Source organism: Rhodococcus sp. KBS0724 (assembly GCF_005938745.2).
Classification (GTDB): domain Bacteria; phylum Actinomycetota; class Actinomycetes; order Mycobacteriales; family Mycobacteriaceae; genus Rhodococcus_F.
Window position 1 is genome coordinate 4,345,899 of record NZ_VCBX02000001.1, and the last position, 17,606, is coordinate 4,363,504.

Genomic DNA, 17,606 nt, shown 5'->3' on the forward strand with positions numbered 1-17,606 from the left:
TGAGCGGATGCCTTCAACTCCCGACAATCTGACCGACGCACTCCTCGGACCGATCCTCGTGGCCGACCCTGCCGGACCACGGGTCACGTACTACGACGACGCGAGCGGCGAGCGCATCGAGTTGTCGGCAAGCACCCTGGCGAACTGGGCTGCCAAGACCGCAAACATGGTACGAGACGAGTTCGCTCTCGAGCCGGGAGCAAAAGTGGTTGTGCTGCTGCCGGCCCACTGGCAGAGCGTTGCCGTCCTACTCGGGGTGTGGTGGGCCGGGTGCGAGGTTGTCCTCTCCCCCGAGTCCGACGCCGAACTGGCTTTTGTGACGGCGGATCGCCTCGATGACGTCGCCGATGTCCCCGAGGTCGCAGCTCTGTCCCTCGACGCATTCGGCAAAGGACTCAGTGACCTGCCGATCGGAGTTGCCGACTACGCGACGTCCATCCGCGTGCACGGCGATCAGTTCCGCGGCACCGGCGCCGGCGCTGCTCTGGAAGGCCGATCGGTTGCGGAAACCGTGCGCGCGGCAACGGAATCCGCCGCTGCTCGCGACCTCACGTCTTCCGATCGTGTGATGTCCGGTGCGTCGTGGGATTCGGCTGAAGAAATGATCGACGGATTGCTGTCGGTGCTGGCGGCCGGCGCGTCGCTCGTGCAGGTAGCCCACCCGGACGCGGATGCCACCGCGCGCCGAGTGGGCACCGAGAAGGTCACGAAGCAGTTCTGATCGCACTCAACCAGGCAGTCTCAACTCGACAGTGCTGTGACGGGTGAGACCATCCCGGCCCGGCGGGCTGGCAGGAGTGAGGCGATTACTCCTGCGATCCCGCCGATCAAGGTGATGGCCACCAACTGTGCCCAGGGCACGGCGCCGAGCGACACGTCGCCGAGTCCGAAGACCGACGCCGTTCCCGCGACTCCGAACACCAGACCGAAGACAACACCGATCACCGAGGCGACTCCCGCAACCAACAGTGCTTCCCAGATCAGCATCGCTCGAATTCCCTTCCTGGTCAGTCCGAGTGCGCGCAGCAGTCCGGATTCTCGACGCCGCTCGAGAACGGAAAGTGCCAGGGTGTTCCCGACGCCGATCAGCGCGATGATGACGGCAACGGACAGCAAGCCCGCAACCACCATGAGCATGGTGTCGAGGATCGAATCGAGCGTCGAACGCATCTCGGTCATACCTTGAACGTCGCTACCCGGCGCCACCTGACGCGCGAGTTCGGTGATGCGGTCGGTGGCGGCGAGCGCCTCCTCGTCAGTGGGGGTGTCGAGTCTGACCCAGTACGCGTCGATAGTTGGGGTGGATGCCATCGCCAGGTCTGCTCGATCCACCAATGCGGGTTGACCTTTCACACCCTCGATCACACTCACGGTCAGTGGTCCACGATCTCCGCGAACGGTGACGGTGTCACCGGCGCCGAGTCCGTAGTCGCTCAGGTCGGCGGGTGAGAGCACGAGTTGGCCCGGCGCCGGCACTGAAATATCGGTACGCAGAACGTCTTTCACCTGCGCTGCGTCCACGCCGTATCCCTGCAGGTTCCCGTGCCCGTCGAGCAACAGGTCGGCATTGACCAGGCCGCTGACGGCCTGCACTCCCGCTATCGCGTCGATGCCGGTACCCAGGGCCTGCGGCAGTGGCGCGGATCCGGAACTGCTCACCATGACATCGACCGGAAACTGGCTGTCCATCGCGCCCGGCGCAGCGTCTTTCACCGTGGCGATACCCACCACCATGGTGCTCGTCAATGCCACCCCGATCAGCAAAGCCAGTGCTGTCGCAGAGGTTCGGCGCGGATTCCGGCCGGCGTTACCCGCTGCGAGTTCACCCACCGAGCCGATCATCCGCCCGAGGACGCCGCCGGCCGCAGTGATCAGCGCCGGCACGATCCGACCCGCCAGGGCCGCGACGCCGACAAACGAGAGCAACCCGCCGACTGTTGCCACCAGCACTTGCTGCCCGATGACACCCAGCACTGTCGCCGCGACTCCGCCGAGTAGCGCCACGATGCCGAAGGCAACCCGAATCGCCGACGTCGCAGCGCGTTCGGGCTTCGACTCCATCGGTACCAGGGCCGCCAACGGCGACAACCGCGTTGCCGCACGGCCGGGTGCCGATGCCGCAACCATCGTCATCACGATTCCGACGACCAGCCCGACCAGCAGAGTCATCGGTGTGACGGTCAGGGTCGACAGCGGCACCGGTACGTCCGCTGCAGTGGACACCGCACCGATCGTGGCCGCCAATCCGATGCCCAGTCCCACTCCGAGTATCGATGCGATCACACCGACGGCGCCGGCTTCGGTCCGGATGCTGCGACGCACCTGCGTGGCGGTCGCGCCCACACACCGCAGTAACGCGAGTTCCTGCGTTCGAGCGGCCAACAGGACCGCAAACGTGTTGGCGATGACCAGTGCCGCGACAACTACCGCAACCGCACCAAAGGCCAGCAGCACGGTGCTGAGAATGTCCGTGCCGCCGAGGTACTGGGCTGCGGCGGCGTCGGTGGCGGATTCCGCACTGACAACGCTCGACCCGGCCGGCAGCGCGTGGGCCACCCGCTCCACAAGTTGATCCGGCGTCACCGAGCCGTCACCGACGATGCGGAACTCGCGGGTGGCCGAGTCCCCGGCCCACGTCGCTGCCTGCTCCGGTGTAGCAAACACCTTGGTACCGCCGAGCCGTTGCGCCGACCCGCTCAGATCAACAAACCCGACAACCCGACCACGCGGGTCGGCGGCGCCGTCCTCCGAATTCGCAGCGGTCACGATGATCCCGCCGCCGAGGGGAATTCCCGAATCAGCGCTCACGAGAACCTCTCCCGGCGACGTCGGCCATTCCCCTCGGGTGAGGTTTTGCCAACGCAGCTGCGGGCTGTCGGCCACGGACAGCACATCTCCGTAGGACACGCCCTGCTCCGCGGAATCGACCCGCACGTAGCCCGCGATATCCTCGGCCACTGCCGACACACCCGGTACGCCGCGCACGGCCTCGAGGCTCACGTCCGGACCCGACGCGACCGCGTCCGTCATGTTGTACTGCGCCGCAAGCGATGTCCGGACGCTGGCGGTCACCGTCGAACTCAACGTCAACGTCGCGACGATGTAGCCGACGGCGATCACGACGGCCAGTATCGACGCAACATATCGGCCCGCGTGTGCTCGGGCCTGAGCAAAAGCCAGCGCTCTCATCGGAAGACACCGGTAGGTTGCGCGGCATTGTTCGTACCGGCGGTGGTGAGATCGTCCGCCCCGAGTCCACGCATCGCAGCCATCACCGAATCAACGGTGGGGCCGGAGATCTCACCGGCAGTACGACCGTCCGCAATCAACACCACGCGGTCGGCGTACGACGCCGCAACCGGATCATGGGTCACCATGACCACGGTCTGACCACTCTCCCGGACCGCGGTGCGCAGTAACCCGAGAACTTCTGTGCCGGAACGTGAATCCAGATTTCCGGTGGGCTCGTCGGCAAAAATGACGTCCGGCTGCGGCAACAATGCTCGCGCCACCGCGACGCGCTGCTGCTGTCCGCCGGACAGCTCGTGCGGAAGGTGGTCAAGTCGCTGGGTCAGGCCGAGCGTTGTGACCACCTGGTCCATCCACGCCGGTTCGGGTTCACTGCCGGCCAGCTTCATCGGAAGCACCATATTTGCGCGGGCCGTGAGCACCGGAAGCAAGTTGAAGGCCTGGAATACGAAACCGATCCGCTCGCGGCGCAATTCGGTGAGTTCGGTGTCGCCGAGCTTGGTGATCTCCGTGTCTCCGAGATAGACCTGCCCACCCGTCACCGTGTCGAGGCCGGCCAGGCAATGCATGAGCGTCGATTTTCCGGAGCCGGACGGACCCATGATCGCCGTGAACATTCCCCGGCCGAAATCCACGTCGATGCCGCCCAAGGCGTGGACGGCGGTATCGCCGTTGCCGTAGACCTTGGTGACACCGCGCGCCGTGATTGCAGGCGCATTATTCCTGTGCTGATTCATGTTTACGACGCTATGGGAGCACCGGGGGCGGGCGCGTCGGAGCGCGGACCGATTTCGGGTTCACCGGTGTCCTCCCACAGGAGGACACCGGATCAGTCTTCAGCAGTACAAGGCTAGGAGTCAGCACTCAACAAGTCGGCGCGACGGACCAGTCCGATCTGGAACGCAAAGACAACTGCCTGCACCCGATCGCGGGATCGGGTTTTCGAAAGAACCCGTCCCACATGAGTTTTCACGGTCGTTTCGGAGACATGGAACTTGGCGGCGATTTCCGAGTTCGAGAGCCCGTAAGCCATGGCCTCGAGTACTTCGATCTCCCGCGGGGTGAGATCACCTGGCAACGCAGCCTCGGGGGCAGAGCCTTCGAGGAGTGGCCCGACATGCTGAAGCAGACGCCGCGTGGCCCGCGCCTCGATGACGGCGTCGCCTCGGTGAACCGTGCGAATGGCGTCGAGCAACTGCTCCGGCGGCACGTCCTTGAGCAGGAATCCACTGGCACCTGCCCTGATGGCGGACATCACGTACTCGTCGTTGTCGAATGTGGTCAGTACCACAACCTTTGGAGCATCCGCAGTGGTCAACAGCCGCCGCGTTGCCTCGATCCCGTCCATGTTCGGCATCTGGACGTCCATGAGCACCACGTCGACCCGCCGGGTTGCCAACTGCGCCAGGCCTTGCTGCCCGTCGGACGCCTCCAGCACCACTTCGAGGTCGGGTTGCGAGTCGATCACCATCCGGAAGCCCGCTCGAACCAATTGCTGATCGTCGACAAGAGCCACTGCAATCGGGGCCACCGGGTTGTCCATGGATGACACCCTAGATCCTCTCGTACGGCAGCACCGCATGCACGGCGTATCCGCCGCCTGCCTGGGGGCCGGCGGTAATGGTCCCGCCGTGCAGTCGCACACGTTCCGACATCCCGATCAGCCCCTGCCCACCAGGCGAGGATTCGACCAGCGCAGCACTACCGCCGCGGCCGTCGTCGGCGATGCGCAGTACGAGTTGGGTATCGGTCCAGGTGATCTCGACGCCCGCATGGGCACCGGGTCCGGCGTGCTTGAGTACGTTGGTCAGCGATTCCTGCACGATCCGGTACGCGGTCAGACCGGCACCGGCGGACAGGTCGCGTGGTTCGCCGGTCACGGTCGCGTCGACATCGAGTCCACTGCGCCGCAGGTCTCCCAGCAGAGTGTCGATGTCGCCGGCGCCTGGGATCACCGCAAAATCTCGCGGTCGATCTTCGCGGAGTACCGAAAGAAGTGCCCGCATGTCGGTCAAGGCCGCCCGTCCCGTCGACGCGATGGTTTCCAGCGCTCGAACCGCTGCCTGCGGATCCTTGGCTGCGCTGTATCGACCGCCGTCCGCCTGGGCAATCACGACGGTGAGCGAGTGGGCAACGATGTCGTGCATCTCACGGGCGATCCGCGAACGCTCACTGATGGTGGCGATCTCGGCTTCCTGCGCCCGCTCGAGTTCGAGCAGTCGCGCGCGTTCGGTGAGGCCCTCCAACTGCTTGGTGCGCACGCGGCGCAAGTCACCGAATGCCCAGACAGCGAGCATCAAAATCATGAGGCCGACCGATTGAAACATCTGCGCGGAAAGCGTGATGCCGTCGTAGCCGAAATATCGGAACTCCGCGGCGACCGCCCCGAGCAACGCAATCCCCAAGCCGGTGTAACTGCTCCACCGTGCGCCGTAGGCGGCAAGGGCGTACAGCGAGATGGGAACTGCGACAGCCGAGCCGAGCAGAGTGTTCCCGATGACAAGCAGATGCAACACAGCGAATGCAGCGATCAGCATGCCGGACAACTCCGGGCGGGATCGTCGCCACGCCAACGGGATGCTCATTCCGAGCGAGACGATAACGGCCCAGACTCCGGCAGTAGCGGCAGTCACCAAGCTCAGTAAGGCAACCGCGGCGGCAAACGTGATATCGATGCCGCGCGCATGTTCCGTGGTCCAGCGCACAAATCGTTCACTAGTCGGAAAACGAGCCATGCCGCCCACAGTAGCGCTACTCAAACTCGGTAACCGCCGTCTTCCAACCCGGCTTCGATCTCGAACGCGTTGCGCGGGCCGGGGTGGCGCAGTTCCTCACACAGGTACTTCGGACCGAATGTCAGTCCGTGCCTGGCCCATTGGTCGGCGTGAATCGCTTCGTGACGTAACACTGCCCGAGTGGTGTTCCGGCGGGTCAGATACACACCACCGAGAGTTGTTCCGCCGCGGACAAATCCGTGTCGCATCCCGGAAGCCACGAAGATCCCGAACTCGTCGTCGAAGGTGACGTCGGCACCGAGGGCGCGTGCGTAGATCAGTGCCACCCGCGTGACGAAAGCGGCCTGCGCGCTGCCCCGACTCGCTCGGATCAGCGGCAGACCGCTCGGTACGTTCACGAAAACTCAGCCCAGCAATTTTTCGCGCAGCGCCTTGTCCTTCTCGAGCACCATGGCCTCGAGGCTTTCCTGGAAGGTCACCATGGCTGCCTGCAGCGCCGGATCCGAAGCACCGAGGATGCGGGCCGCGAGCAGTCCGGCGTTGCGGGCGCCGCCGATCGACACCGTTGCGACGGGGACACCCGCGGGCATCTGCACGATCGAGAGCAGCGAGTCCATACCGTCGAGGTACTTCAGCGGAACCGGCACACCGATGACCGGCAACGGCGTTGCCGAGGCGACCATTCCGGGCAGGTGCGCGGCGCCGCCCGCGCCGGCGATGATGACCTTGATGCCGCGGCCGGCAGCGTCCTTCGCGTAGTCGAGCATGCGCTGCGGCGTGCGGTGCGCCGAGACCACACCGACCTCGAACCGAATCCCGAACTCTGCGAGCGCTTCGGCTGCGGCTTCCATCGTCGGCCAATCGGAGTCGCTGCCCATGATCAGGCCGACCTGTGCGCTCATGCTCTCACTCACCGTGTACATCCCATCCGTCGGTCCATACTGCATACGAAAGCCAGTGCGCTGCCCGCTCAGCTCGTTCCCGAACTGCGGCAACGTAATTCGGGTCGTCGATCGACCCTGCCCCGCCCACGATGTTGACGTGACCGATCTTGCGGTCCTTGCGCTCACCTTTGCCGTACAGGTGAATCTTGGCGTCGGGCATCCGCGCGAAGAGATGGTGGACACGCTCGTCCATGCTCATCTCGGGAGCTTCGGGAGCGCCCAGAACATTGGCCATCACCGTGACCGGAGCGATCGGTGACGTGTCGCCGAGCGGGTAGTCGAGCACGGCGCGCAGGTGCTGCTCGAACTGCGACGTCCGGGCACCGTCCATGGTCCAGTGACCCGAGTTGTGCGGGCGCATCGCCAATTCGTTGACCACCAGGCGGCCGTCGGTCGTCTCGAAGAGTTCCATGGCCATAGCGCCGACAACCCCGAGCTCCGAGGCGATCCGCAGCGCAAGCTGTTCGGCTTCTGCAGCGACAGCATCAGTCAGATCCGGAGCCGGCGCGATGACAACGGCGCACTGGCCGTTTCGCTGCACGGTCTCCACGACAGGCCACGACGCACCCTGGCCGAACGGTGACCGCGCCACCATCGCCGACAATTCCCGGCGCATCGACACCATTTCCTCGACGATCAGCGGAACACCCTTGTCCAGCTGCTCGGTGACGATCGCCTCGGCTTCGTCGGAGTCGTCGGTAATCCACACACCGCGGCCGTCGTATCCGCCGCGTGTTGCCTTGATGACAACCGGCCAGCCGTGCTCGGCGCCGAAACGCACGACATCCTCGGCCCACGTCACCTCGGCGTACGCGGGCACCGGTGCGCCCAGCTCGGCCAATTTACGACGCATCAGCAGTTTGTCCTGAGCGAAGATCAGTGCCTGCGGCGGCGGCTGCACGTTGACGCCCTCGGCCACCAGCACCTCGAGATGCTCGGTCGGAACCTGCTCGTGATCGAACGTGAGCGCTGTGGATCCGACGGCGGCGCGGCGCAGTGCGTCCAAGTCGTCGTGGCTGCCGAGAACAACGTCGGGGCTGACCTGAGCGGCCGGCTCGCCGGCCGTCCCGGACAACACCCGGAGCGTCTGGCCGAGGGCAACAGCTGCCTGGTGAGTCATGCGCGCGAGCTGTCCACCACCGATCATGGTGACGACAGGCATGGCCTTGTTCGCCGGTCGCGCGGTGGTCGGGCGGGGGGAAGACTGAACTGTGTCGTTATTGCCGGTCACGGCTCTCTATGTTGTCATGCGCCGGATGTTGTCATGCGCCGGGGCGGGCGCATGGCCTGGCAGAGCGTATCTGTGATTCTGCTGATGATTTCCGAACAAAACCATGACTCGGCGGTTTTCTTTCGTAAACTCATCTGTTGTGTCATTTGTCGACGGGGTAATAGCCCGCATACCCCAGCCGTTCCGAGACATTGCCCTGCGTCACAGCGAGCTGATCAAGTTCGCAATCGTCGGCGGCACAACCTTCCTGATCGACTCGGGCATCTTCTACACACTCAAACTCTCGATCCTCGAATCGAAGCCCGTCACGGCCAAGATCATCGCCGGCGTGGTCGCGGTGATCGCGTCGTACATCCTCAATCGTGAGTGGTCGTTCAAGAATCGTGGTGGGCGCGAACCCGCGCACGAGGCAGCGCTGTTCTTCATGATCAGCGCGATCGGCGTGGTGATCAGCTTCATTCCGCTGTACATCTCGAGCTACGTCTTCAACCTGCGCGTTCCCGAAGTCAGCTTGACGACGGAGAACATCGCCGACTTCATCAGCGCCTACGTCATCGGCAATCTTCTGCAGATGGTGTTCCGCTTCTGGTCGTTCCGTAAGTTCGTGTTCCCGGAAGAGAACGCAGAGATCGTGAGCGACGACACCGTCGTTGGTCAGGACACCGTCGTTGGTCAGGACACCGTCGTGGTCGACCCCAACCGCACCGAAGAGGAACTCGACCAAGCCTGACGCGTCGCGTCAAACAAGATTCTCAGCGAGGTTCGCGCAGTCTGTCGACGTCCACCGGCTTTTCGGACGCCACTGGCAGGAACACGGCAAACAGGGCTGGCATGCGACGTTGCAGCTCGAGTCGGCCGCCGTCCGCTTCGATCAGTGCCCGCGCGAGCGCCAATCCGACGCCCGTCGAACCGGCGCCGGAGAAGCCCCGATCGAAAATGTGCGGAGCGAGGTTGTTGTCGACCCCGCCGCCCTCGTCGGTCACCTCGATACAGACCATTGCTTCGCGCTTGGGAACTCCGTCGATCAAGCGAACGGATACGGTGCAGGTTCCGTCGCCGTGGGCAAATGCGTTGTCGACCAGCACGGACACGGCTTCGCGCAGACGAGATCCTGTTGTCGACGCGCTCACGCCGCGGTCGCCGATCAACCGGAGTTGCCGTCCGGCATCTTCGAACTGCGGCCGCCAATCCCGACAGACGCCGTCGAGTTCGCTGACCACCGAGACTGTGGTGGCCGCGGAACCACTGCTGCGCGAGGACCGCACCAGCTCGTCGATGCCCTCCGTCAACCGATCCACTTGGGCCATGGCTTCTTCGGCTTCGTGAACGACGTCAGGATCGCTGTGCACCGACAACTCGTCCAGACGCAGCCGCACTGCGGTGAGTCGGCTGCGCAGTTGATGCGAGACGTCAGCGACCAGCGCTCGCTCCCGCTGTAGCCGGCCGGCAATTTCGACGGTCGCGGCATCGAGAACATCGGACACGCGGTCGAGTTCGGGAATGTCATGGCGTCGTGGGTCGGGCCGGAAATCCCCTTCGGCCAACCTCGCCGCCCGTTCGGCGACGTCTTGCAGGGGGCCGGCCAGTCGACGCGCCGTGACCACCGCGACAACGGCTCCGGTGGTGATCGCAAGGAGGACCAATACCCCCACCGCGCCTACGGCCTGCTTCTGCTGCGTCCGCAATCTCTCCGACGGCACTTCGAGGCGCAGTGACCCGGACGATCCCATCGCCAACGACTCGACCAGCGGATTTTTCACCGTCGCCTCGCCGATGTCGACGCGAGCGGCCCCGTCCGACCGGGTGGGGTACACGACAACCAGTCGAGCGTCGTTCGGAGTGAGCAAGCGGAGCGCGTCGGTATTGAGGGCTCCGTCGACAACGCCGAGAGAACCTTCCTGCGCGATCACCTCGGTGGCCATGCGATCGAGCCGTACCCGCAAATCGTTGCGGCTCACGTCTTCGACCCACAACCAGGCTGTGTAGATGAGCGGAACGCCCAGCAACAACGCCGTGAGGATGACGACCCCGAGAATCGATTGGAGAATCCGCCGACGCATCGTGCGAACTAGTCCGTGTTGATGCGGAAGCCGACCCCACGCACGGTAGCGATCCGACGTTCGACCGCAGGGCCCTCGTCGCCGATCTTCCGTCGCAGCCACGACATGTGCATGTCCAAGGTTTTCGAGCCGCGTAGCTCGACGTCGCCCCAGACCTCACGCAGGATCGTATCGCGCGAAACCACTTCACCAGCGTGCTCGAGGAGCACCCGCAGAAGCTCGTATTCCTTGTTCGCCAAGGCGATCTCGGATCCGTTGACGAGGACGCGCCTGGCGGCCGGTTCGAGGCGGATGCCGCCGACCTCGACGATGCTGTCCTCGCGGCTGCCGTGTCGACGCAGGAGTGCGCGCACTCGGGCCATGAGTTCGGCCAACCGGAACGGCTTGCCCACGTAATCGTCTGCGCCGGCGTCGAGACCGACGACAAAATCGACCTCGTCGGTTCGGGCCGTGAGCATCAGTACGGCCAGGGACGTCCGGTGAGCGCGAATCTGTCGGCACACCTCGAGACCGTCCATTCCGGGCAGGCCCAGGTCGAGGATCAACAGATCGAAGTCACCTTCGAGCGCCTGCTGCAGTGCCGCAGGACCGGTCTGTTCCACCGTGACCGTGTACCCCTCCCGCCCCAATGCTCGGGCAAGTGGTGCGGCAATGGCCTCGTCGTCTTCGGCTAGCAATACGGCAGTCACAGGGACAGCGTACGGACAGCGGGCCTTTGCGCGGTCATTACCAAGCGTTTTCGTCGTCCTCGCCGCGGTCCTCGGGCCGGTTCCGCTCGTGCTGTTGCTGGGTGGAATCGAAAACCTGGTGATAGAGCAGGGAATGCACGTGCTCCACGTCCGGGATGTCGTCGAATTCGAGCGGATCGTCACTGGCCGAGGCGATCACGAGCGTGCCGGTCTTGAGAAGCCTGTCTACCGGGCCGTGCCGGAACTGGACGTTACTGATCCGGCCCATCGGGATGTCGATTCCGGTGTGGGTCAACACACCTTGCCGGATCAGGACCCGTCGATCGGTGACGATGAAATGCGTGAACTTCCAGACGGTGAACGGCGCCACCGATCGCCACGCGATCACTCCCAGCCAGGCAACGCCGATCACGATCGACAGCACGGTGCGCGCCGTCCCGTCGACCTGTTTCTGGGTCACGCCGAGCAAAAACCCCGCCACCGCCGTCGCCAGGACAAACGTGAGCGCGGGAACCACCAGCATCTTCCAATGTGGATGCCGATGCAGGATCAGTTCCTCGTCCTGGGCGAGCGCATCTTCCGGATATCCCATGACGGGAAGTGTGCCATCTCCCCCCGACGGATTACGGCTGGGAGAGCTTGCGCAACACGAACGGCGTGACGACGATGACGATGCCGTAGAGCAGCATCCAGACACCGACGACGATGCGGAAGACCTCGAGCGACAACTCGGGCTGCAGCAGCACAACCGCGCCGGCCACGATGCTGATGACACCGAGCACTATCGACAGGCCACGATCTGCCGTGCCACCCGACGCCGCGTCGACGATGTCGAGCACGCCGCGGAACACCCACCACGCGCCGATCACCAGTGCGATCAGCACGACGGTCTGCAGTGGGCTACGCAGGACGAGGAACCCGAGGAGCACCGCCAGCGCGCCCGAGATCGCGACGAGCGTCCGAGTACCACCGCTCGCGGTGACGTCCGCAAACGATCGGATGATCTGCACGATCCCGAAGGCGAACAGCTGAATGGCGATCACGACCGCGACGACAAAGAGTGTGGCATTGGGCCACACGAGCACCGCGATACCGAGGCCGAGCGTCAAGAGGCCGAACAGGACCGTCATTCCGGTCAGAACGCGCCGTGCGCTTTCTGCCATTTCTGAGTCGGTCGGAAGCACGATCGGTGTGGTCATAACCGAAAAATATCACCCGAAGGCCCAAAAAAGGACAGGACGCGCGGTTCGGCTAGTCGGCGATCGGCGCCGCCCGCAGATGCGTGATGTCGCCTGCGGCAACGGCAAACGTCTCGCCACCACTTCCCTCGATCTCGATGACCACACGACCGGACGTGTCGATGTCCGTCGCCGTGCCGAAAACTTCCTTGTCACCCGGCAGGACCGCCCGCACCCGCTTGCCGAGAGTTCCGCACCGCTCGCGGTACTCGGCTGCCAGCACGCTTGTATCCCATCCCGAGTTCTCCCAGCTGCGGAACTGCGTCGCCAGTTCCCGCGCCAGAGCCCGCACCAACGTGTCCCGATCAACGGTCTCCGCGTTTTCGAGAAGAAGCGACGTGGCCGTCGGCACCGGCAGTTCCTCGGCGCCGAGACTTACGTTCAATCCGATTCCCACGACCACCGCGGGTTCCGGGGTGGTCCGAGCGACCTCGGCGAGAATGCCGGCCACTTTCTTGTCACCGATCAGAACGTCGTTGGGCCACTTCAGTTCTGCGGGCACCTCGGCCACCGTGCGCAACGCGTCGACGACGGCGATTCCGGTGAGCAGCGGCAGCCAACCCATGTCCGCGAGGTTCAGTCCGGGCATGCCGAGCAGAACCGACATCGATATCTGTGCCTGCGCCGGGCTGACCCACGTGCGCGAGTGTCGCCCGCGGGCGCTTTCCTGGTGTTCGGCGAGCAGCACATGGCGATCGGCGCCGAGATCCGACGCGCGCGCCAGAAGGTCCGCGTTGGTCGACCCGGTGCGCTCGACGACGTCGAGCCGATTCCAGAACGCACGCGAATCGCTGGTGCCGTCACTGCGTACGAGTGCGCGTCGCAACGCCGCTTGATCGAGGGGTGGTCGGTTCAGATCAGTCCACATAGCCCCAGCCTAAAGCGACGAGCAGTATGTACTGGTCAGTAGCTTAGGCGGATGAAATCGCAACAATCGGACCTGCCGTCGAACCGGCCCGAGTCGGCTCGTTAAGCTCACGACTCATGACCACTGTCCAAGAGCCCAACGCGCCGGAGGCGGCGACCGCACCCGATATCCATACGACCGCGGGAAAGCTCGCGGATCTGCGGATCCGGCAAGCACAGGCGCAAGCACCGAGTGGCGAAGCCGCCATCGACAAGGTGCACGCCAAAGGCAAGCTGACCGCCCGTGAGCGCATCACCGCCCTCCTCGACGAGGGCTCGTTCGTCGAACTCGACGCCCTCGCCCGTCACCGCTCGGTGAACTTCGGCCTCGCCGAGAACCGTCCCGTCGGCGACGGCGTCGTCACCGGTTACGGCACCATCGACGGCCGCGACGTCTGCGTCTTCAGCCAGGACGCCACCGTCTTCGGTGGATCACTCGGCGAAATCTACGGCGAGAAGATCGTCAAGGTCATGGACCTCGCGATCCGCACCGGCCGCCCGCTGGTCGGCATCAACGAAGGCGCCGGAGCACGTATCCAGGAAGGCGTCGTCTCGCTCGGCCTGTACGGCGAGATCTTCCACCGCAACGTCCAGGCGTCCGGCGTCATCCCGCAGATCTCCCTGATCATGGGCCCCGCCGCCGGTGGCCACGTGTACTCCCCCGCGCTGACCGACTTCGTCGTGATGGTCGACGAGACTTCGCAGATGTTCGTCACCGGCCCCGACGTCATCAAGACCGTCACCGGCGAAGACGTCACCATGGAAGACCTGGGCGGCGCACGCACCCACATGGTCAAGTCCGGTGTCGCGCACTACGTCGCGTCCGGCGAGCAGGATGCCCTCGACTACGTCAAGGACCTGCTGAGCTACCTGCCGTCCAACAACCAGGCAGCAGCACCGCGCGGCGAGATCACCGATCCGATCGTCGGGTCCATCGAGGAGAGCCTCACCGCCGAGGACGTCGAACTCGACACCCTCATCCCGGATTCGGCGAACCAGCCGTACGACATGCACGAGGTCATCCGTCGCATCCTCGACGACGACGAGTTCCTCGAGGTCCAGGCCGAGCGCGCGATGAACATCATCGTCGGCTTCGGTCGCGTCGACGGCCGCAGCGTCGGCATCGTCGCGAACCAGCCGATGCAGTTCGCCGGTTGCCTCGACATCGACGCATCCGAGAAGGCTGCGCGCTTCGTCCGCACCTGCGACGCGTTCAACGTGCCGATCATCACCCTCGTCGACGTTCCGGGCTTCCTGCCTGGCACCGAGCAGGAGTACAACGGCATCATCCGCCGCGGCGCGAAGTTGCTGTACGCGTACGGCGAGGCCACTGTGGGCAAGATCACCGTCATCACCCGCAAGGCTTACGGCGGAGCGTACGACGTCATGGGCTCCAAGCACATGGGCGCGGACCTCAACCTGGCGTGGCCGACCGCACAGATCGCCGTCATGGGCGCATCGGGAGCCGTCGGATTCGTCTACCGCAAGCAGCTTCTCGAAGCAGCGAAGAACGGTGACGACGTCGACGCATTGCGTTTGAAGCTGCAGAACGAGTACGAGGACACCCTCGTCAACCCGTACGTCGCCGCCGAGCGTGGATACGTCGACGCAGTCATCCCGCCGTCGCACACCCGCGGTCAGATCGTTTCCGCTCTGCGCCTGCTCGAGCGCAAGTCCGTTTCCCTTCCGCCCAAGAAGCATGGGAACATTCCCCTATGACCACAATTACCGAGGACATCACGACGGAAGAGGTCACAGTTGTGGCGACTTCGTCCGTCAACGGTGCCGATGTCGACGGCGCCGTCGCTGACGCCGCGGTGACCGAAAAGGCCGAGACTCCGGTTTCGGATGCGGCGGTCATCAAGATCGTCAAGGGCTCGCCCACCGACGTCGAGATTGCCGCGCTGGTCAGCGTTCTTGCCGCTGCATCGGGTGGTTCGGCTCCCGCCGAGTCGCTCCCGACGGAAACGTGGGGAGATCCGACGCAGTTCCATCGCACGCGTGCGCCGTTCTCGCCGTACTCGTACCTGAACCCGTTCGGACGGCGTACCTGATCTAGCCTGCTTGTGTGACTCAACTAGTTCTGGCTTCGGCATCCCCGGCACGCCTCGCAGTTTTGCGGGCGGCCGGGGTTTTGCCTGTTGTACGTGTTTCCGGTGTCGACGAAGACAAGATCGCGGGTGAACTCGGATCGGATGCGGCCCCACAGAAGGTGGTCACGGTGCTGGCCGAGGCAAAGGCCGCGGAGATCGTTCCCGGCCTACTGGGAGACGGCTTGACCGATGTTGTTGTCGTCGGCTGTGATTCGATGCTTCTGATCGACGGGGAGCTTCAGGGAAAACCGGGCAGTGTCGATGTTGCGCGGCGTCGTTGGGCCGCGATGGCTGGCCGTAGCGCCACACTGCTCACCGGCCATTGTGTGATGCGGGCGATCGAAGGGCAGATCGTGCGCGTCGCGTCCGATCACAGTGCCACGGTGGTGCATTTCGCGAATCCGTCCACCGAAGACCTCGAGGCGTACCTCGCCACCGGTGAACCCCTGCAGGTTGCCGGCGCTTTCACGCTGGACAGCTTGGGCGGATGGTTCGTCGAGAAGATCGAAGGCGACCCGTCGAGCGTGATCGGCATCGGATTACCTTTGGTGCGAACCCTTTTGGAGCGCGTCGGTGTGTCCGTCTCCGACTTGTGGCGCACTCAGAGCGTCTTCTGATCTTCCATCACCAGAGTATTGACCTTCGGCAGGCCCAGCGAGGCAAGAGCAATCGCCAGCGCTATGACGGAAATGATCGTCAGCACGCTGCGCTGGGCCTGCAGGAAGGCTTCACCCGCCGCTGATCTGGTGGACGCGTATGCCGCTGTGACGGCCACCTGGGCTGGGCCGCTCGCTGCGGCCGCGGAACCTTTCGAACTGCATTCCGGCGCCACCGTCATCGGTGAGCCGGATTCGAGTTGGCTTGTCGCACAGTCGACAAAGGTCTTTTCGGCAATGTCGCGAATACCGGCGTTCAGGCCTGCAGCTTCGAGGGTAGCGACGTAGTTTTCTCGCTCCCCCTGCACGGCGGCGGGTGCATTGCCGGCGACAAGCGAGAAGAAAACAACTCCGATCAATGCCAGTCCGATCGAGCTGCCTACTTGCTGCACGGTGGGCAGCAGGCCAGACACCGAACCTGCGTGTTGTGGCCGCACGGAAGCGAGAATGGCCGTCTGCAACGGTGCGACGAACAGACCGAGTCCGGCGCCGCCGATCAGGAGTGGTCCAGCCAGCGAAAGCCAGGACGGGTCTGTCCCTACCCGGCCGAGAATGGTCGAGAGTGTCAGTAGTGATCCGGCAAAAACCACCATGCCCACAATGAGCACGCGGTTGCCGAGCAACCGGTACACGGCCGACGAGAGCACTGCCGCCACCCCCATTCCCACCGCCCACGGCAATGTCATGACTCCGGCGCGAAGTGGGGAGAACCCGAAACCGAACTGCAGTGTCAGGCTGATCGTGAAGATCAACGACGTCAGCGTGCCGAAGAAGACGAAGGCCAGGGCTGCGCCCACGGCAAAGGCCCGGTCACGAAAGAGTTCGAGGCGCAGAACAGGATCGCCGCCGCGTTTTCCCAATCTGTATTCATAGAGGACAAACGCCACCGCGATCGGAACCGACGCCGCGATCATCACCACGAGCGGGGTGGGCCACCCGCGGGCACGGCCCTCGGCCAACGGGAAGATGAGCAGGAAGAGCGCCAGTGACGACAACAGCGCGCCCACCAGGTCAAGCGTGCGTACGGCATCCGCCTTGGCGTCGGAAAGGTGGAAGTAGCCCACGATCAGAGCGGCGATGCCGATCGGGATATTGACGAAGAAGATCAGCCGCCAACCCCAGTCGAAGAGATTCCACTCGATGAGCAGTCCGCCGATCAGCGGGCCACTGACCGTCGCCAGACCGATGGTTGCTCCGTAGATCCCGAACACGCGTGGATGACGGGATTTGGGAAACAACCCCGAGATGATCGCAAACGTCTGTGCGGACATCGAACCGGCCGCAAGACCCTGCAAGCCACGACAGACGATGAGCATCGTGGCACTCTGCGCCAGTCCACAGAGCAGCGATGCGACCACGAACACCGACAATGCGGTCAGGAAGACCGCTCGGCGCCCCCACAGGTCACCCAAGCGCGCTGCGGTGATGAGCGAACAGGCAAACGCCAGGACGTACACGCTCACCATCAGCAACTGAGCTGAGACACCGGCGCCCAAATCGACAGCGATGCTGGGCAACGCTACGTTCACGATCGTTGCATCGAGTAACTGCATGAATGCCGCAGCGAGGCTGGTCGCAAGACCGAGCCACGGCGTCAGTGACGATCGGGTGGACGACCGGGTGGACGACCGGTCACGGGTAGTGGGAAGCACCCGGCCACAGTAGACGAGGTAGTTGCCACCCTGTCCGTCTGACGGCATCCTGGATACGTCACTATGGATATCACCCCAATGTTCGACTGATGTGGTTGTGATCATTATCGGTTTAGAAAAGGGAAGAACAGACAATCCGTTCTCCCGAATGGG

The 17,606-nt window shown here is 64.2% G+C and carries 18 protein-coding genes; 5 read left to right on the plus strand and 13 right to left on the minus strand.

Going from position 1 to position 17,606, the window contains the following annotated elements; all coding sequences use genetic code 11:
* Nucleotides 1-7 precede the first annotated feature (7 nt).
* A complete protein-coding gene (locus tag FFI94_RS20060; RefSeq protein ID WP_138869370.1) occupies nt 8-721 on the plus strand; it encodes a TIGR03089 family protein in 714 nt (237 codons plus the stop codon).
* A 20-nt stretch (nt 722-741) separates the two neighbouring features.
* Here FFI94_RS20060 and FFI94_RS20065 read toward each other — a convergent pair whose 3' ends face one another.
* From FFI94_RS20065 to FFI94_RS20095, 7 genes are all read right to left on the minus strand, one after another.
* Entirely contained in the window at nt 742-3,189 is a 2,448-nt protein-coding gene (locus FFI94_RS20065; protein ID WP_138869371.1) for an ABC transporter permease, read from the minus strand.
* Nucleotides 3,186-3,986: an ABC transporter ATP-binding protein gene (locus tag FFI94_RS20070; RefSeq protein WP_138869372.1), complete on the minus strand. Its 801-nt coding sequence runs from the start codon at nt 3,984-3,986 to the stop codon at nt 3,186-3,188. The genes FFI94_RS20065 and FFI94_RS20070 overlap by 4 nt, the downstream gene beginning before the upstream one ends.
* A gap of 113 nt (nt 3,987-4,099) precedes the next feature.
* A complete protein-coding gene (locus FFI94_RS20075; protein WP_138869373.1) occupies nt 4,100-4,792 on the minus strand; it encodes a response regulator transcription factor in 693 nt (230 codons plus the stop codon).
* Between the two features lie 10 nt (nt 4,793-4,802).
* Entirely contained in the window at nt 4,803-5,984 is a 1,182-nt protein-coding gene (locus tag FFI94_RS20080) for a sensor histidine kinase (protein WP_138869374.1), read from the minus strand.
* A 20-nt stretch (nt 5,985-6,004) separates the two neighbouring features.
* Entirely contained in the window at nt 6,005-6,382 is a 378-nt protein-coding gene (locus tag FFI94_RS20085) for a hypothetical protein (RefSeq protein WP_138869375.1), read from the minus strand.
* A 6-nt stretch (nt 6,383-6,388) separates the two neighbouring features.
* Entirely contained in the window at nt 6,389-6,907 is a 519-nt protein-coding gene (purE, locus tag FFI94_RS20090) for a 5-(carboxyamino)imidazole ribonucleotide mutase (protein WP_138869376.1), read from the minus strand.
* Nucleotides 6,891-8,159 (minus strand): 5-(carboxyamino)imidazole ribonucleotide synthase, encoded by a 1,269-nt coding sequence (locus FFI94_RS20095; RefSeq protein WP_138869377.1) that lies wholly within the window; start codon nt 8,157-8,159, stop codon nt 6,891-6,893. Before FFI94_RS20095 ends, purE begins: the two co-directional genes overlap by 17 nt.
* A gap of 139 nt (nt 8,160-8,298) precedes the next feature.
* On the opposite strand from FFI94_RS20095, the gene FFI94_RS20100 reads away from it, so the two are divergent.
* Nucleotides 8,299-8,889, plus strand: coding sequence for a GtrA family protein (locus FFI94_RS20100; RefSeq protein WP_185993263.1), 591 nt, complete (start codon nt 8,299-8,301; stop codon nt 8,887-8,889).
* A gap of 22 nt (nt 8,890-8,911) precedes the next feature.
* On the opposite strand, the gene FFI94_RS20105 is transcribed toward FFI94_RS20100, so the two are convergent.
* From FFI94_RS20105 to FFI94_RS20125, 5 genes are read right to left on the minus strand one after another with little or no spacing between them, the layout of a single operon-like run.
* The gene (locus FFI94_RS20105; RefSeq protein WP_138869378.1) at nt 8,912-10,219 is read right to left on the minus strand and encodes a HAMP domain-containing sensor histidine kinase; all 1,308 of its coding nucleotides are present in this window, start codon (nt 10,217-10,219) and stop codon (nt 8,912-8,914) included.
* Nucleotides 10,220-10,227: 8 nt separating this feature from the next.
* A complete protein-coding gene (locus FFI94_RS20110; RefSeq protein WP_138869379.1) occupies nt 10,228-10,908 on the minus strand; it encodes a response regulator transcription factor in 681 nt (226 codons plus the stop codon).
* A 37-nt stretch (nt 10,909-10,945) separates the two neighbouring features.
* Nucleotides 10,946-11,500: a PH domain-containing protein gene (locus FFI94_RS20115; protein WP_138869380.1), complete on the minus strand. Its 555-nt coding sequence runs from the start codon at nt 11,498-11,500 to the stop codon at nt 10,946-10,948.
* A 31-nt stretch (nt 11,501-11,531) separates the two neighbouring features.
* Nucleotides 11,532-12,107, minus strand: coding sequence for an HdeD family acid-resistance protein (locus tag FFI94_RS20120; RefSeq protein WP_138869381.1), 576 nt, complete (start codon nt 12,105-12,107; stop codon nt 11,532-11,534).
* Nucleotides 12,108-12,159: 52 nt separating this feature from the next.
* The gene (locus FFI94_RS20125; protein WP_138869382.1) at nt 12,160-13,014 is read right to left on the minus strand and encodes a biotin--[acetyl-CoA-carboxylase] ligase; all 855 of its coding nucleotides are present in this window, start codon (nt 13,012-13,014) and stop codon (nt 12,160-12,162) included.
* A 116-nt stretch (nt 13,015-13,130) separates the two neighbouring features.
* On the opposite strand from FFI94_RS20125, the gene FFI94_RS20130 reads away from it, so the two are divergent.
* The 3 genes from FFI94_RS20130 to FFI94_RS20140 are packed head-to-tail and all read left to right on the plus strand — an operon-like array spanning nt 13,131 to nt 15,762.
* The gene (locus tag FFI94_RS20130) at nt 13,131-14,771 is read left to right on the plus strand and encodes an acyl-CoA carboxylase subunit beta (protein WP_138869383.1); all 1,641 of its coding nucleotides are present in this window, start codon (nt 13,131-13,133) and stop codon (nt 14,769-14,771) included.
* Nucleotides 14,768-15,106: an acyl-CoA carboxylase epsilon subunit gene (locus FFI94_RS20135; RefSeq protein ID WP_138869384.1), complete on the plus strand. Its 339-nt coding sequence runs from the start codon at nt 14,768-14,770 to the stop codon at nt 15,104-15,106. Before FFI94_RS20130 ends, FFI94_RS20135 begins: the two co-directional genes overlap by 4 nt.
* Nucleotides 15,107-15,120: 14 nt before the next feature.
* Nucleotides 15,121-15,762 (plus strand): nucleoside triphosphate pyrophosphatase, encoded by a 642-nt coding sequence (locus tag FFI94_RS20140; protein WP_138869385.1) that lies wholly within the window; start codon nt 15,121-15,123, stop codon nt 15,760-15,762.
* Here FFI94_RS20140 and FFI94_RS20145 read toward each other — a convergent pair.
* Complete coding sequence (locus FFI94_RS20145; RefSeq protein WP_138869386.1) at nt 15,747-17,501, minus strand: MFS transporter; 1,755 nt, start codon at nt 17,499-17,501, stop codon at nt 15,747-15,749. The genes FFI94_RS20140 and FFI94_RS20145 overlap by 16 nt on opposite strands.
* Between the last annotated feature and the right edge of the window lie 105 nt (nt 17,502-17,606).

Coding starts and splice junctions, on each gene's coding strand:
- FFI94_RS20060 (WP_138869370.1), top strand. CDS start 8: ATGCCTTCAACTCCCGACAATCTGACCGACGCACTCCTCGGACCGATC.
- FFI94_RS20065 (WP_138869371.1), bottom strand. CDS start 3,189: ATGAGAGCGCTGGCTTTTGCTCAGGCCCGAGCACACGCGGGCCGATAT.
- FFI94_RS20070 (WP_138869372.1), bottom strand. CDS start 3,986: ATGAATCAGCACAGGAATAATGCGCCTGCAATCACGGCGCGCGGTGTC.
- FFI94_RS20075 (WP_138869373.1), bottom strand. CDS start 4,792: ATGGACAACCCGGTGGCCCCGATTGCAGTGGCTCTTGTCGACGATCAG.
- FFI94_RS20080 (WP_138869374.1), bottom strand. CDS start 5,984: ATGGCTCGTTTTCCGACTAGTGAACGATTTGTGCGCTGGACCACGGAA.
- purE (WP_138869376.1), bottom strand. CDS start 6,907: ATGTACACGGTGAGTGAGAGCATGAGCGCACAGGTCGGCCTGATCATG.
- FFI94_RS20105 (WP_138869378.1), bottom strand. CDS start 10,219: ATGCGTCGGCGGATTCTCCAATCGATTCTCGGGGTCGTCATCCTCACG.
- FFI94_RS20115 (WP_138869380.1), bottom strand. CDS start 11,500: ATGGGATATCCGGAAGATGCGCTCGCCCAGGACGAGGAACTGATCCTG.
- FFI94_RS20120 (WP_138869381.1), bottom strand. CDS start 12,107: ATGACCACACCGATCGTGCTTCCGACCGACTCAGAAATGGCAGAAAGC.
- FFI94_RS20125 (WP_138869382.1), bottom strand. CDS start 13,014: ATGTGGACTGATCTGAACCGACCACCCCTCGATCAAGCGGCGTTGCGA.
- FFI94_RS20130 (WP_138869383.1), top strand. CDS start 13,131: ATGACCACTGTCCAAGAGCCCAACGCGCCGGAGGCGGCGACCGCACCC.
- FFI94_RS20135 (WP_138869384.1), top strand. CDS start 14,768: ATGACCACAATTACCGAGGACATCACGACGGAAGAGGTCACAGTTGTG.
- FFI94_RS20145 (WP_138869386.1), bottom strand. CDS start 17,501: ATGCCGTCAGACGGACAGGGTGGCAACTACCTCGTCTACTGTGGCCGG.